This window comes from Chitinophaga sancti, assembly GCF_034424315.1.
Taxonomy (GTDB): Bacteria; Bacteroidota; Bacteroidia; order Chitinophagales; family Chitinophagaceae; genus Chitinophaga; species Chitinophaga sancti.
Genome location: NZ_CP139972.1, coordinates 834,942 through 848,766, shown reverse-complemented (window position 1 = coordinate 848,766; position 13,825 = coordinate 834,942). Strand labels below are relative to the sequence as shown.

13 protein-coding genes are annotated in these 13,825 nt (G+C 47.1%); 7 read left to right on the top strand and 6 right to left on the bottom strand.

Annotated features, from left to right (window positions below; translation table 11 throughout):
* Window positions 1-410 precede the first annotated feature (410 nt).
* Window positions 411-887, top strand: a complete 477-nt coding sequence (locus U0033_RS03115; RefSeq protein WP_072357684.1) for an acyl-CoA thioesterase — start codon at window positions 411-413, stop codon at window positions 885-887.
* Between the two features lie 104 nt (window positions 888-991).
* On the opposite strand, the gene U0033_RS03110 is transcribed toward U0033_RS03115, so the two are convergent.
* The 3 genes from U0033_RS03110 to U0033_RS03100 all read right to left on the bottom strand — a co-directional run bounded on the left by U0033_RS03110 (window position 992) and on the right by U0033_RS03100 (window position 3,691).
* Entirely contained in the window at window positions 992-2,854 is a 1,863-nt protein-coding gene (locus U0033_RS03110) for an ABC transporter ATP-binding protein (protein ID WP_083571380.1), read from the bottom strand.
* Between the two features lie 255 nt (window positions 2,855-3,109).
* A complete protein-coding gene (locus U0033_RS03105; protein WP_072357686.1) occupies window positions 3,110-3,355 on the bottom strand; it encodes a hypothetical protein in 246 nt (81 codons plus the stop codon).
* A gap of 78 nt (window positions 3,356-3,433) precedes the next feature.
* Window positions 3,434-3,691: a hypothetical protein gene (locus U0033_RS03100; RefSeq protein ID WP_072357688.1), complete on the bottom strand. Its 258-nt coding sequence runs from the start codon at window positions 3,689-3,691 to the stop codon at window positions 3,434-3,436.
* Between the two features lie 96 nt (window positions 3,692-3,787).
* Here U0033_RS03100 and U0033_RS03095 point away from each other — a divergent pair, with 96 nt between their 5' ends.
* On the top strand, window positions 3,788-4,456 hold the full coding sequence (locus U0033_RS03095; RefSeq protein WP_083571381.1) for an MgtC/SapB family protein: 669 nt from the start codon (window positions 3,788-3,790) through the stop codon (window positions 4,454-4,456).
* Between the two features lie 3 nt (window positions 4,457-4,459).
* A complete protein-coding gene (locus U0033_RS03090; RefSeq protein WP_072357690.1) occupies window positions 4,460-5,671 on the top strand; it encodes a DUF763 domain-containing protein in 1,212 nt (403 codons plus the stop codon).
* A 203-nt stretch (window positions 5,672-5,874) separates the two neighbouring features.
* On the opposite strand, the gene U0033_RS03085 is transcribed toward U0033_RS03090, so the two are convergent.
* The 3 genes from U0033_RS03085 to U0033_RS03075 all read right to left on the bottom strand — a co-directional run bounded on the left by U0033_RS03085 (window position 5,875) and on the right by U0033_RS03075 (window position 9,803).
* Window positions 5,875-6,606 (bottom strand): TIGR03915 family putative DNA repair protein, encoded by a 732-nt coding sequence (locus U0033_RS03085; RefSeq protein WP_072357692.1) that lies wholly within the window; start codon window positions 6,604-6,606, stop codon window positions 5,875-5,877.
* A gap of 2 nt (window positions 6,607-6,608) precedes the next feature.
* Window positions 6,609-7,886, bottom strand: coding sequence for a putative DNA modification/repair radical SAM protein (locus tag U0033_RS03080; RefSeq protein ID WP_245801723.1), 1,278 nt, complete (start codon window positions 7,884-7,886; stop codon window positions 6,609-6,611).
* Between the two features lie 228 nt (window positions 7,887-8,114).
* Window positions 8,115-9,803, bottom strand: a complete 1,689-nt coding sequence (locus U0033_RS03075; RefSeq protein WP_072357696.1) for a hypothetical protein — start codon at window positions 9,801-9,803, stop codon at window positions 8,115-8,117.
* A gap of 139 nt (window positions 9,804-9,942) precedes the next feature.
* Between U0033_RS03075 and U0033_RS03070 the strand changes: the two genes are divergently transcribed.
* From U0033_RS03070 to U0033_RS03055, 4 genes are all read left to right on the top strand, one after another.
* Window positions 9,943-10,830, top strand: coding sequence for a decaprenyl-phosphate phosphoribosyltransferase (locus tag U0033_RS03070; protein WP_072357698.1), 888 nt, complete (start codon window positions 9,943-9,945; stop codon window positions 10,828-10,830).
* Window positions 10,830-12,158, top strand: coding sequence for an FAD-binding oxidoreductase (locus U0033_RS03065; protein WP_072357700.1), 1,329 nt, complete (start codon window positions 10,830-10,832; stop codon window positions 12,156-12,158). Before U0033_RS03070 ends, U0033_RS03065 begins: the two co-directional genes overlap by 1 nt.
* A gap of 345 nt (window positions 12,159-12,503) precedes the next feature.
* Window positions 12,504-13,235: an SDR family oxidoreductase gene (locus tag U0033_RS03060; protein ID WP_072357703.1), complete on the top strand. Its 732-nt coding sequence runs from the start codon at window positions 12,504-12,506 to the stop codon at window positions 13,233-13,235.
* Window positions 13,235-13,825 (top strand): HAD-IB family hydrolase, encoded by a 591-nt coding sequence (locus U0033_RS03055; RefSeq protein ID WP_072357705.1) that lies wholly within the window; start codon window positions 13,235-13,237, stop codon window positions 13,823-13,825. Before U0033_RS03060 ends, U0033_RS03055 begins: the two co-directional genes overlap by 1 nt.

The window sequence follows — 13,825 nt, the reverse complement described above, 5'->3', positions numbered from 1 at the left end:
GAGGTGGAGATGTAGGGTAAGTGGGGATTAAGGATGGTCTGTTTAGAGATACCAGGGAGTTTAATAAGAATTCTTTAAAGTCAGGTAAGACACCTGGAAAATAATAGTTTCTGATTGCTGACAGGCAAGCGTCGGTGATCAATTTGTTTGTAGTTGGCGGCGCCTCCGGATTATTGGAGGCGCTGCTTCTTTTATTGAAAATGGGTTTCATTACCATTGGTGAATTCCCTCTTTCATGAATGTTTTTATTGAAAATGGGGTCCATTCCCATTGGTGAATTCCCTCCTTCATGAATGTTTTTATTGAAAGGCGCTACTTTTTTATTGAAAATGGGGGTTGGGGCTCTTATTGGACTTACTCTTTTGGAGAATTCTTTATTTGACTATCTTGTGCTATTCAAATCGCGCAACATGATAGAAACTATTAGTAACACAGTGACACTGCGTTTCCTCGCAGAGCCATCGGATGTTAATTTCGGAGGAAAGGTTCACGGTGGAGCCGTAATGAAATGGATTGACCAGGCAGGATATGCATGTGCGGCAAACTGGAGCGGGCAATGTTGTGTAACAGTATATGTTGGGGGCATCCGTTTTATCCGCCCTATCCAGATTGGAGATATGGTAGAGATCAATGCAACGGTAATTTATACCGGGAATACCAGCATGCATATTGCCATCAATGTATCGGCGGGCAATCCCAGGCAACGGGATCGGGTGAAGACCACGCACTGTGTAATGGTGTTTGCCGCGGTGGATGATCATGGAAAGACAGTGCCGGTACCGAAGTGGCATCCGGAAACGCCGGCGGCGCTGGAGATGGAGGCCTATGCGAAGAAGCTGATGGCATTGAGGATGAATATTGAGGAGGAGATGAAACCGTATTTGTAAGAGGGAGGTCGGATTTGTAAGTGGAAGTCCGGATTTGTAACGGAGCGAAAGACTTCATTAATAATAATGTAAAAAGCCGGCACTACACATGCCGGCTTTTTATATTAATGCGTGAACTGCATTTCACTTAAACTTTTATACAATCCTCCATCTACCGTCAATAATTCCTGGTGCGTACCCTGCTCCACGATACGGCCTTTATCCAATACAATTATCTTATCGGCCTGGCGCACGGTACTTAACCTGTGGGCGATTACAATAGAGGTCCGTCCTTCCATCAGTTTCTCCAGCGCATCCTGCACCAGTTTTTCTGATTCTGAATCCAGTGCACTGGTGGCTTCGTCCAGGATCAGGATCCTTGGATCTTTCAGTACGGCACGGGCTATTGCAATACGTTGCCGCTGACCACCGGATAATTGGATTCCTCTCTCTCCTACTACTGTATCCAGTCCTTCGGGGAATCGTTGTATAAACTCCCAGGCATTTGCCTTTTTAGCTGCCGCAATAATTTCGTCGGTCGTCGCGGCGGGTTTACCATAGGCAATGTTTTCCCGGATCGTACCGCCAAAGAGGAAAACGTCTTGTGGTACGATGGCCATCTGGCTTCTCAGGGCTGACAATGGAAAGTCTGCCGCATCCCGGCCATTGAAAGAGATGCTGCCGCCGGCGGGATCGTACAATCTTAATAATAAGGAGACGATGGTGCTCTTCCCTGCCCCACTTGGGCCTACCAATGCTACCTGCTGATCGGCTTCGATATCGAAGCTGATATCCTGGAGTACATTCAGGTCTTCCCGGGATGGATAGCTGAAAGCAAGGTGGTTGAAGGAGATTTCGCCACTCAGGTGGTCTTCCGGAGAAACGAGGGCGCTATCTGTGATGAGTTCTGCGGGTTCATCGAGAATTTCCAGCAGGTGTTCGGTGGCACCAAGGGTCTTTTGAATCGTAGCATATACTTCTGCGAGACCTGCCACGGAGGCACCGATAAATGTAGAATACAATACGAATGATATCAGCAGGCCGGGTTGTAATTCCCCCATGGCAATTAAAACTGCTCCTCTCCAGATCACTGCGACGATCGCTCCAAATACGCCCAGGATCATGAAGGCCGCAAAGGCACCACGGTAGGTACCGGTCTTGATACCGGTTTTTGCGACTTCGGAGGTTTTATGCTGGTATCTCCGCATTTCAAAAAATTCGTTGGCGAATGCTTTAACATTCAGAATGCCTTGCAGGGTTTCTTCCACAATGGTGTTCGCTTCGGCCACCTGGCTTTGGGCCTGCCTGGAATATTTCCGTACTACGCGACCGAACAACCAGGCGAGGATCACGATCACCGGCAGGGTGCCTAACATCATGACGGTTAGTTGTGGGGAGGTATGGATCAATAAGGCGACCCCTCCTACAATAATAATCACCTGGCGGATGAATTCTGCCAGGGTAGTTGTGAAGGTCTCCTGCAGCAGGGAGATGTCTGAGGAGATGCGGCTCCCCAGTTCGCCCACCCGGCGGTTCAGGAAGAAGCTCATGGGCAGGCGGATCAGGTGATTGTAAACCTGCTGGCGCAGAGAGGCCAGTGTGCGTTCGGTAACGCGTACAAAGATGTTGATCCTGAAATAGCCTAAGATGCCCTGGATTAATAGTAAGCCGACGAGCAGCAGTCCGATGTGGTTAATGTCGGTAATACTTTTCGTGTGGGCGCCGCCTTTGTCAACTAAGTCGCCCAACAAGCGCGGAAATGCGAGGTTCGATAAGCTGGTGATGAATAATAATAGCATGCCTACGCTGAACATGGGCCAGTAGGGCCGGATGTATTTGTATAAGCGGAAGGTCTTTTTAAAAGAGGCTTTAGTGGCTTTTGATGCGGGTGTTCCTGTTGGTTCCGTTGTAGCAGTTGATGCTGTTGATGCTGTTGATATGGATGCAGATGCATTGGATGCATGGCCGTTGTCCTGGTGTTGTTTCATAGAATTAATTACAAGTCAATTTTAATTTACAGGGAGCTGATATAGATTATGACGGGGTGGAATTGGAAATATTGTACAAAGATGGAGTATAATTTCCAAAAAGTTGATTTTCAGGGCGAAAGTAGGAATACATTCAAAAATGCGAAGGCGCTTTGCCTGAGCAAAGCGCCTATTAACCAAATTCACTTGTATGTATCGTCAATTATGGCCTGTACAAAAAAAATAAATGACGGAGGTCTATCCGTCATTTATCATTTATTGAGGCCTTCTGTTTTTGGAGCTATCCTGTGTACCGGTGCCATAGCGGGAAGAATCTTCTGCGGGATTCGGTGCGCCTGCCGGCACATCTGCCGCCGGAACCGTATCCGGGTTAATACCGGTGGTCGAGGTATCTACTGTCGTTGTAGTAGAATCTTTGTTTGTATTAGAACCATTTCCACAAGAAGCGATAAAAGCGCCCCCTACAATTAAAATGGTATATATAAGGTGACTCTTTTTCATAAAATTATTTTTATAATATAAGAGAATCAATGTGTTCTGAGGAATTATTTTCCCCAATTAGTAGCGTAAACGCACAGCTTAATGCATGTGGGTACTATCCGGATGCATGGTTGTATCGCCAGGCGCAGCCGCCGTGTCTATGGGCGCTGTAGTAGCCGGGGTATCTGTGTGCATAGCAGCTGAAGTACTATCAGTAGCACTGGAATCTTTACTGCTTCCACATGCAAACAGGAAAAGGCTGAGAGCTATCGCAAAACAGGCGGTTATACAAACTTTACATAATGCAAGACGAACATTGATTGCTTGTGTCCCCAGGTCTTTTTTTTGCATTTTCATGATTAACTAAATTGTCAGGATGAACAAATAATGTCTAGTATGATTATAATTCGAAATAATTGTGCCAACGCGCACTTAAAAAAAATAGGATAGCTTATGGATAACACATTATACCAAATGATTGAACCTTCTACAATACTCAAAGTAGTAGTTTCCTGCCTGACAGGTGCCCTCCTGGGAATGGAACGGGAATTCCACCACAAGGCGGCGGGCATGCGTACACTCACCCTGATCTGTGTGGGGAGTACGCTGTTCACCATACTTTCCGTAGAAATCGGGATGCCGGGCAGTCCGGATCGTATCGCTTCCAATATCCTGACGGGCGTGGGTTTTATTGGGGCCGGGGTTATTTTTAAGGGGGCCTATAGTATTGATGGCATTACCACCGCCGCCACGATATGGATCACTGCGGCATTGGGGATAGCGGTGGGGATGAGTCACTACGTGCTGGTGGCAATAGCCCTCATTTTGGTGCTGATGATCTTGCAGGGTTTGAAGCTGGTAGAAAGGAAGATTTCGGGGATGAGGCAGAAAAAGGTGATCTGTATATCTTATGATATGTCGAAGTCGGCAGGCGTAGATTTCCATGAGCTATTCAAAAAATACCAGCTTGAGCATAAACACATGACCATTTCCCGCCATCACAACCTCATCGAAAACCGATATGAGGTCAAGGGGCACCCGAAAGACCTGAAAGAAATGGACCATTACCTCCGGAATAATCCCGACATTTGTCAATTCGAAATGCAAACAAATCCATTGTAGACTATGTCAAGAGCGTATGCAGATCTTCCTTTACATTATGGTTCAGTACCTCCCTGGCTGGCAGCCCGAATGAGCCTGCTGGGCGGAGCGATCATTGAAACCATTATTGCAGATTATGGGAAGGCGGAGGTATTGAGAAGACTGAGTGATCCCTGCTGGTTCCAGGCATTGGGTTGTGTGCTGGGAATGGACTGGCATTCTTCAGGCATCACCACTTCCGTGATGGGTGCTTTGAAAAAAGCATTGAATCCCAGGGCACATGAACTGGGCATTTATATCTGTGGGGGCAAGGGGAAGCATTCCCGGCAAACCCCGCAGGAACTGCTGGCCATTGCGGAGAAAACAGGATTGCCCGGGCAGGAATTGGTAAGAAACAGCAAACTGGCGGCGAAAGTGGATAATACCGCCCTGCAGGATGGGTATCAATTATACCTCCACTCCTTTATTGTCTCTAATGAAGGTGACTGGGCGGTGGTGCAACAGGGCATGAACGATGGCAATGGGATGGCGCGGCGCTATCACTGGCACTCAGCAACCGTACGGAACTTTACCGAGACGCCTCACTCCTTTATATATGGTAAGAACCAGGGCCTGATTTTGAACCTGACGGATAAAGACGCCATGCCGACGAAAAACGGTTTACTGGAACTCGTGAAGGTGGCTCCTTCGGAACTGCTTCCAGAGATCAGGAAGATCACCATGCCATCGCATCATGATGTGCGGGCAGAGAACGTGGATCTGAAGAGATTAGGGGCGGTACTGGCAGTGGCGCATGAAAGGCAGGTGCTGGATTTTGAGACCTTGTTATTAATGGAAGGTGTGGGTCCGAGAACTTTGCAATCACTGACACTGGTGAGTGAGGTGATTCATGGCACGGCTTCGCGGTTTACCGACCCGGCGAGGTTTTCTTTTGCACATGGCGGGAAGGATGGGCATCCGTTCCCGGTACCGGTGAATGTGTATGATGAGACCATCAGTGTGATGCGGGAGGCGGTGAATAAGGCAAAGATCGGGCAGAACGACAAGCAAGAGGCGATCCGGAAATTGTCGGTGTTGTCACAGCAGGTGGAGAAGGATTTTACACCGAATGAGCGGTTTGATGAGGTGGTGGAGCGAGAACGGAAGGATTCCTGGAGGCATGGCGGGAGGACGGTATTTGGGAAGGAGCAGGCGCCAGCGCCGCCAAAGAATAGGCAGTTAAGTTTATTTGATTGATTAGATCAGGCAGGGAGTGCTGATAACTTTGGGGCATAGGGTGAAATTAGAGTTACTTTAGTACTGGTAAGTACTTCTAATAATTGTAATTGTCTCAGTTCGGGTAAGTATTTCCAATAACTTTGGGTCAAGTGCTGTAAATGCAATCACCTCAGTTCAGGTAAGTAACTCTAATACCTTTCAGGCATGTGCTGTAATTGTAATTACCGCAGTTCAGGCAGGTACTTCCAATATCTTTTAGGCATATGCTGTAACTGTAATTTCCTGTTCACCCGGCTGGCGATATTTGCCCCTTTATAATAGGTCTGCCACAGAGCCTGGTAATCTGCCTCATGTTCTACCCATATGCCTTCGTGTTTATCCATCTCCATCCAGATCACCTCCACTGTCTCCAGATCATAATAAATTCCATAGTTCCTGGCTTGGTCATAAATCATCCAGCGCTGATCCGCGTACCTGTCTTTAAAGTGCCGGATGATCAAAGGAAGGACGTTATAGTCCGGCGAAACGAGGCTGAAATAAATACCATCTTTTGTCAGTTGAAACCGCACAAAGGCTTCCATCCGATGCTTCTCCCGATGTACCTTGCGAGCCGTCTGGGCAACAAAGAGCACAAAAGGATTCCCAAAATCACGCTCTACAGAAACCTGATTTTCAAATACATGCCGGGTGTAGTTTAACAATTGATCTTCAATATTCTCTAATTCGGAGAGAAAAGCTGAGAAATATTGGTGCAAGGCATCCGCTGATAGTTTTTTGCTTAGGCCGGCCCATACCCTATCAGCCTTCAGGAGGTCGGTTTCGACCCTAATTGTAGTCGCAAACATGTCCGGAACGAAGGCATTTTCCTTCCTGATCAGCCCTCCTTTTTTATAAGTTTCGAACACGGCTGTCAGGAAGCCTTCAAAAGACCCATCATATAGGTAAATTTCCATATTTAGAACAAACTTAACTGGGAACTATGTAGTTTTGTGTACTTGCTGTGAGACTGGTGAAGGATCTGTCTCCTGATTTGTTCGGCGGTAAAATCCTTCTTCTCCATCGCACCTTTCTTACAGGTAATGAAGTACTTAGCACGGTTTAATTGAACCCCCATTTGCTGTAGCTGATCCCACCCTAAGGCATTGAATGTCCTTGCCGAGATGATCTTGTTCACGCTATTCATGCCAATACCCGGCACCCTTGCGATCAGCATTTTGTCCGCAATATTAATGTCCACCGGGAAAAAGTGAAGGTTCCGTAATGCCCAGGATAGTTTCGGATCCACTTCGGTATCTAAATGAGGGTGGGCATCATCCAGGAGCTCCTGTGCATTGAAACCGTAAAAACGCATTAACCAGTCAGCCTGGTAAAGCCGGTTTTCCCGGAGCATGGGTACCTGGTGACCCAGGCCTGGTAAGCGGACATCGTTACTAATGGGTACATAACCGGAATAATAGACCCGCTTCAGCCTGAACTGCTGGTAAAAACGGGAGGCCAGGTGTACGATGTCCTTATCGGTTTCTTTACCGGCGCCGACAATCACCTGGGTACTCTGCCCCGCCGGTACAAATATGGGCACCTTTTTCAGCACCTTCCGTTCATCATCCAGGCGGATGATCTCATTCTTCAGGTAGTTCATGGGCTGGATCATGTCCGCCCGTTTCTTTTCGGGTGCTAATAATTTTAGTCCTTCTTCGGTGGGCAGTTCGAGGTTCACACTCAGGCGGTCTGCATACATACCGGCTTCCCGCATCAGCTCATCGCTGGCACCCGGGATTGCTTTGAGGTGGATATAGCCATTGAATTTATGAATGGTTCTCAGGTCTTTAGCAATTCTTACCAGGCGTTCCATGGTATAATCCGGGTCTTTGAAAATGCCCGAGCTAAGGAAAAGCCCTTCTATATAGTTCCTGCGGTAGAAATTAATAGTAAGGTCCACGACCTCCTGAACAGTAAAGGCGGCTCTTTTGATATCGTTGCTTTTGCGGGAGACACAATATGCACAATCGTAAATACAATGATTGGTGAGGAGGATCTTTAAGAGGGAGATGCATCGCCCATCAGGGGTATAAGAATGACAAATGCCCATCCCGGGATGAGCATTGCCTAGTCCTTTATTCGTGTTCTTCCGGTCACTGCCGCTACTGGCACAACTTACATCGTATTTAGCAGCGTCGGCTAGTATGGATAGTTTTTCGTGTACTCTTTCCTGCATGACAATCGCTTTTGCCAAAATTACTAAATTATTTAGCAATTTAAGTAAGCATGCCTGCAAGGGAATTCCCCTCTTTGTATTGCAACCCCTTAAAATCTGGCAATTCAAGCAGAACTGCCTGCCAGGGAATTCCCCTTCTTTATACTGTACAAAAAAAACCGCCGCTGCCAGCTTACTTATTAGCTAACAACGGCGGTACAGATGGCCTGCAGCCGGAATATTAAATTGAAAATGAGCGCTTTGTCATCATTCCTTCACATACACCTCGATAATCGCATGCGTCGGCCTTCTCGGCGCCAGGAACACATCCACTTTCTTATAATGTGCCTCCAGTTCATACCGTAATGCAAAGGGGAAAAAGTTATTATTCTCCGGTGCATATTCATACAGCACAACATCATAATGCTGGTTCCTCACCTTCTGCGTAAACACTGCCAGCTGTTTATTGAACATGCCCACCCCCAGGTGATACCAGAGGGGATTATCCGCTCCCGTTTCCGGCACATAAGGCATTTCTGCGGCCAGCGGCGTTAACTCTGTCATGTTCAATACTTTAAGCTCCTGTTTATGATTCTTCACTACTGGCAGGTCCATGATTTTCCGCATGCCTTCCACCGTTTGCGGGGGCATATAGATGCCTTTGAAAGCCTTCAGATCAGAGAAGATCCATTTGGAAGTAGGTATGTCCGTGGTGTCCCATTCGATCATATAATTACTCCGGGAAACCACATTTTCCCCTGTTTTACTGACTGTTGGTTCGAAGGCGGTGAACGAAGTATCTGCTTTCAGCGAAGGCAGTTTTACGGACTCCCCATGCGGCAGTAACCTGGAAGTCACTTTATCAAAATACTTCCAGAAGGTACCAGACCACCATAATAACACCAGCAATGCGGCTGTACCGAAAGTAGCTTTCCTGCTCAGATCAATATGCAGTTGCACCACCAACCTGGATGCAATGAATGCAAAGGCAAAGGCGTGGAAGAAGATATTATTGTCCGGCGGCGTGTAGCTGGTGACCTGGAATATAGCCGATTCCGCCAGGATGCCCAGCGTGAGCAGGGTGAATAACATGGCCTGTTTATCCTGCCAGAAGGATTTGAATTGCTTAAATGAAGGGATCAGTACAATCACGATCATCACGATATAGAACTTGATCCATTGTGACTGGTACAGCAGCTCAGAAATAATGTCGTACAGTGACAAACGGCTGTTATGGGGTGTCTGTCCGTGGTTAAACCAATATCCAAACCCATAGTGTAAAAAGGGCACAATAAAGATGGCCGCGATCAAACCATAGAAAGCAAGATACAAAGATAGCTCCCATAACCGCTTCTCGTTTAGACTGTTATACGCCAGCAATGCCAGTGATAGCAGGAGCGCGAGGCCACCGCCATCCTGTTTGGTAAAGAAGGACAAAAACGTAAACAGGGCCGCGAGGAATAAATGCAGGAACCTGATGCGCCCCTGTGGCCCCATTAAATAGCGGAACAAAAAGGCCAGACCTACCAACTCATACACGATCACGGTCTGGTTATACCATGGCCAGAAATTAAAGAGTGAATAAGATAATACGAACAACAATACGGAGAGCACCCTGATCACCGGTTTTACATCCAGGCTTTTCAGCACTGACCTGAAGGCAATACCTGCCACGATGTTCATGAATACCTGGGCTTTGACCAGGGAGACGAGGTAAGGTCCGAAGATCTTAAAGAACAAGGCCGGTACGATCCAGAAACCATAACCTAATGGCAACCCGAAATCACGGTAGGGCAACTGGCCCTGGGAAATGCGGTATGCTCCTTCCCATGACAAAAAGATATTGACCCTATACGGTAAGGGAACGAAAAGGGGGAACAAGGCCAGGCCGATGATAATTACCAATTCAGTAATAAAAGCGCTCTTACGGCTAAACGGAGCATAAGTTGACGGCATACAAATACGGGGATAAAAACGAGTGTAAAATTGCATTGAACGGACCAAAAATAGGAGAATTAACCGGAAAATAGCTTTTTCAAGCGCAATTGTTCCATTTTCCATCGTATATTGGCACGGTTATTAAGATCTTATCCCCGTGCAATATTTAAAATTATTACGCCCCTCCCATTGGGCAAAGAACCTGTTTTTATACATTCCCCTTTTCTTCGCAGGCGAAATTTTCGACCTGAACAAAGTCGTCGAGTTATTCATCGGGTTCATGGCATTTAGCCTTATTGCCAGCAGTATTTATATTATTAACGATTATAATGATGTGGAGGCTGACCGCAAGCATCCTGTCAAGTGCAAACGACCTATTGCCTCCGGAGCTATCTCCAAACCAATGGCCCTGGTATTCTTTGTAGTTTGCCTGGTGGTAGGTGGCTTTCTGGCCTGGTATGTGAAGCCCAAGTTCCTGTTTGTAACAGGTATTTACTTCGTTATCAACCTGCTATATTCATTCGGACTTAAAAACATCAGTATTCTCGACATCCTGATTCTTTCTACCGGCTTTGTACTGCGTGTAAAGGCAGGCGGGGTGGCTGCGAATGTTGCGGTCTCTGAATGGCTCATGATCATGGTCTTCCTGCTGGCACTTTTTATGGCAGTAGCCAAGCGTCGTGACGATGTACTGATCAAAACCAGTACGGGTCAGGAAATGCGGAAAGCCGCTGCAGGCTACAACCTGGACTTCATGAACGTGATGCTGGCACTGGTATCAGCCGTGATCATCGTGGCTTACCTGATGTATACTATGGCACCTGAAACCATGGCCCGCTTCAAAACTTACCGTCTTTACTATACCTGCCTGTTCGTTATTGGCGGATTATTACGATATTTGCAAATAACTTACGTAGAGAACAATACTGGTTCTCCCACCAAAATCCTATACAAAGACCGTTTCATACAATTAACCATACTCCTGTGGGTGCTGAGTTTTTATGTGCTTATTTATTTACCCACTAACAAAAGTTTTTTTGAGTAATGGAAAAACGGTTAGCAAATTGGGGCAATTACCCCGTCATCTCCTGCGATGAGACAACATTTACGCAGGTAGATCAGGTTGAGGATATGATATCCTCACATTCTTCCATCATTGCCCGCGGCAATGGCCGCTGCTATGGTGACGCCTCGCTGGCTACCAATAGTGTTTCCACTCTTAAGTTTGACAAGGTATTGGAGTTCGATACGTCGACCGGCGTGTTCGAATGCCAGTCGGGTATCACCTTAGACCAGATCCTGGAGGTCGTGGTACCTAAGGGTTGGTTCCTCCCTGTCACTCCCGGTACAAAGTTTATTACCGTAGGTGGTGCTGTAGCTTCCGATGTTCATGGTAAGAATCACCATGCAGAGGGCTCGTTCTCGAACCACATCATTGATATGGACGTGATCACAGGTAAAAAGGAAATCCTCACCTGCTCGAAGGAGGTACTGCCCGATCTGTTCTGGGCTACCTGCGGCGGCATGGGGCTGACCGGTATCATTACCCGTGTGAAGTTCGGCCTCAAGAAAATTGAAACTGCGTATATCAAACAGAAGCAGGTCAAGGCGCGAAACCTCGATGAACTGATCCGCCTTTTCGAAGAATATAATCAGTATACCTACAGCATGGCCTGGATCGATTGCCTGCAAAAAGGCGATAGTTTTGGCCGCGGTATTCTCATTGTTGGTGAACATGCTACAAAGGAAGAATTGAATACGCAGCAGGCGGCGGCGCCACTGAGTCTGCCCGATAAACGCCCGCTTTCAGTTCCCTTCAATTTTCCATCATTTGCCCTCAACACCTTCACGGTAAAGGCCTTCAACTGGCTGTATTACGCAAAGAATACCAAAAGAGAGATCAACAATGTGATCCCTTACGAACCTTTCTTTTATCCCCTGGATGCGATCCTGCACTGGAACCGAGGTTATGGCAAGGCTGGTTTTGTACAATACCAGTTCGTGCTGCCTTTGGATAAGAAAGAAGGGCTGGTCGAGATCCTGAAGCGCATCAGCGATGCAGGACTGGGTTCTTTCCTTGCGGTGCTGAAAGTATTTGGTCACCAGGACGACCTGATTTCATTCCCAAGACAAGGTTATACCCTGGCGCTGGATTTCCCGGTGCGCAAAGGGCTCTTTGCCTTCCTGGATGAACTGGACGAAGTGGTGCTGCAATACGGTGGAAGGTTGTACCTTTCCAAAGATGCCCGGATGAAGAAGGAGGTATTCTGGCAGAGTTATCCCAATGCACAGCGTTTTGCAGAAATTGTAAAAGCGTATAATGGTGATAAGATCTTCCATTCTGTACAATCCGAACGACTGGGGATCAATTAATCCTACACTATCTTAATGATATTCATTGATACCTATTCTGAACAGGTGGGTATCAATGAATTCAATCAGGGAATTGACTTGTTTTGTTGGCTGGAGCGAGAGAGTTCTGGCTGGTTTGGATTTAATCTAGGCGATCAGTTGCCTGGGCTTTTAAGTTCTGACTAGTTGGGATTTGATCTTAGGCGATCAGTTACCTGGGCTTTCAAGTTCTGACTAGTTTGGATTCGATCTTAGGCGATCAGTTACCTGGGCTTTCAAGTTCTGGCTAGTTGGGATTCGATCTTAGGCGATCAGCATCAGAACAGGTCAATACATCAATTCACCGTTTTAACCGAACATCATCATATGCCTACTGCACTCATACTGGGCGCGGGATCGGATATAGCTGTTGCTATTGCCCGACAATTTGCCGGCGAGAAATACGATATTCAGCTGGCCGCCCGGAACATTGATTCCCTTTACCCCTTACAACAGGATCTGCAAATTCGTTACCAGGTCAAAGCGGACAGCTTTGTGTTTGATGCGACCAATTTTGATAGTCACGCTGCTTTTTATGCGGGACTGCCCGTAAAACCGGACATCACGATCTGTGTGTTTGGCTACCTGGGTGAGCAGGAAAAGGCACAGGCCAACTGGTCAGAAGCCGCCCGTATTATTCATACCAATTACACCGGTGCGGTGTCTATTTTAAATGTCGTTGCTGAAGATTATGCTGCAAAAGGTGCGGGCACTATTGTGGGGATCAGCTCTGTAGCGGGTGAACGTGGTCGCCAGAGCAATTATATTTATGGCAGTGCCAAGGCCGGGTTTACCGCTTACCTGAGTGGGCTGCGTAACCGTCTCTTTCACAAGGGCGTGCATGTGCTGAGTGTGCAACCGGGTTTTGTGTATACCCGCATGACGGAGCACCTGAAACTGCCGGCATTGCTCACCGCACAACCACAGGATGTGGCCAGCGATGTGTACAAGGCAGCTAAGCGGAAAAAGAATACTTTGTATACCAAATGGTGTTGGAAATATATTATGCTGATCATCAAGTCGATCCCTGAAGGCATTTTCAAAAAACTAAAACTATAATGAAGCCCTCGATCGCGTTTTTTGATTTTGATGGAACGATCACCACGAAGGATACTTTGTTTGAGATCATCCGGTACCACAAGGGTAGCACGGGTTTGTATACGGGACTGGTGCTGCTCTCTCCTGCTTTGGTGGCTTTTAAGTTAAAACTGATTTCTACCCAGCGGATGAAGGAGATGGTGTTCCGGTATTTTTTTGGCCGTACTAAGGCAGAAACTTTTAGAAATAAGTGTGCCGCATTTTGCCGCGATCGCTTACCGGACTTAGTGAAGGAGAATGCCCTGCGGGAGATCAGGCAACATTTATTGCAGGGGCACCAGGTAGCAGTGGTTACCGCATCAGCAGAAGATTGGGTAGAACCCTGGTGCAGCAGCCTGGGAATTGTATGTATAGGTACCCGCTTAGAGATACGCAATGCGTTGGTTACCGGGAAGATACATGGTTTGAATTGCAATGGTCCTGAAAAGGTGGAGCGGATTAAGCAGACCTTTGATCTGGGTGGATATGAGGATGTATTTGCTTATGGGGATACGGATGGAGACAGGGCGATGCTGGGGATAGCGAAGTATGGTTATTACAGGAAATTTTAA

Bases quoted from the DNA above. Each gene is read 5' to 3' on its own strand.
- U0033_RS03115 (WP_072357684.1), top strand. From the start codon at position 411: ATGATAGAAACTATTAGTAACACAGTGACACTGCGTTTCCTCGCAGAG.
- U0033_RS03110 (WP_083571380.1), bottom strand. From the start codon at position 2,854: ATGAAACAACACCAGGACAACGGCCATGCATCCAATGCATCTGCATCC.
- U0033_RS03105 (WP_072357686.1), bottom strand. From the start codon at position 3,355: ATGAAAAAGAGTCACCTTATATATACCATTTTAATTGTAGGGGGCGCT.
- U0033_RS03100 (WP_072357688.1), bottom strand. From the start codon at position 3,691: ATGAAAATGCAAAAAAAAGACCTGGGGACACAAGCAATCAATGTTCGT.
- U0033_RS03095 (WP_083571381.1), top strand. From the start codon at position 3,788: ATGGATAACACATTATACCAAATGATTGAACCTTCTACAATACTCAAA.
- U0033_RS03090 (WP_072357690.1), top strand. From the start codon at position 4,460: ATGTCAAGAGCGTATGCAGATCTTCCTTTACATTATGGTTCAGTACCT.
- U0033_RS03085 (WP_072357692.1), bottom strand. From the start codon at position 6,606: ATGGAAATTTACCTATATGATGGGTCTTTTGAAGGCTTCCTGACAGCC.
- U0033_RS03075 (WP_072357696.1), bottom strand. From the start codon at position 9,803: ATGCCGTCAACTTATGCTCCGTTTAGCCGTAAGAGCGCTTTTATTACT.
- U0033_RS03065 (WP_072357700.1), top strand. From the start codon at position 10,830: ATGGAAAAACGGTTAGCAAATTGGGGCAATTACCCCGTCATCTCCTGC.
- U0033_RS03060 (WP_072357703.1), top strand. From the start codon at position 12,504: ATGCCTACTGCACTCATACTGGGCGCGGGATCGGATATAGCTGTTGCT.
- U0033_RS03055 (WP_072357705.1), top strand. From the start codon at position 13,235: ATGAAGCCCTCGATCGCGTTTTTTGATTTTGATGGAACGATCACCACG.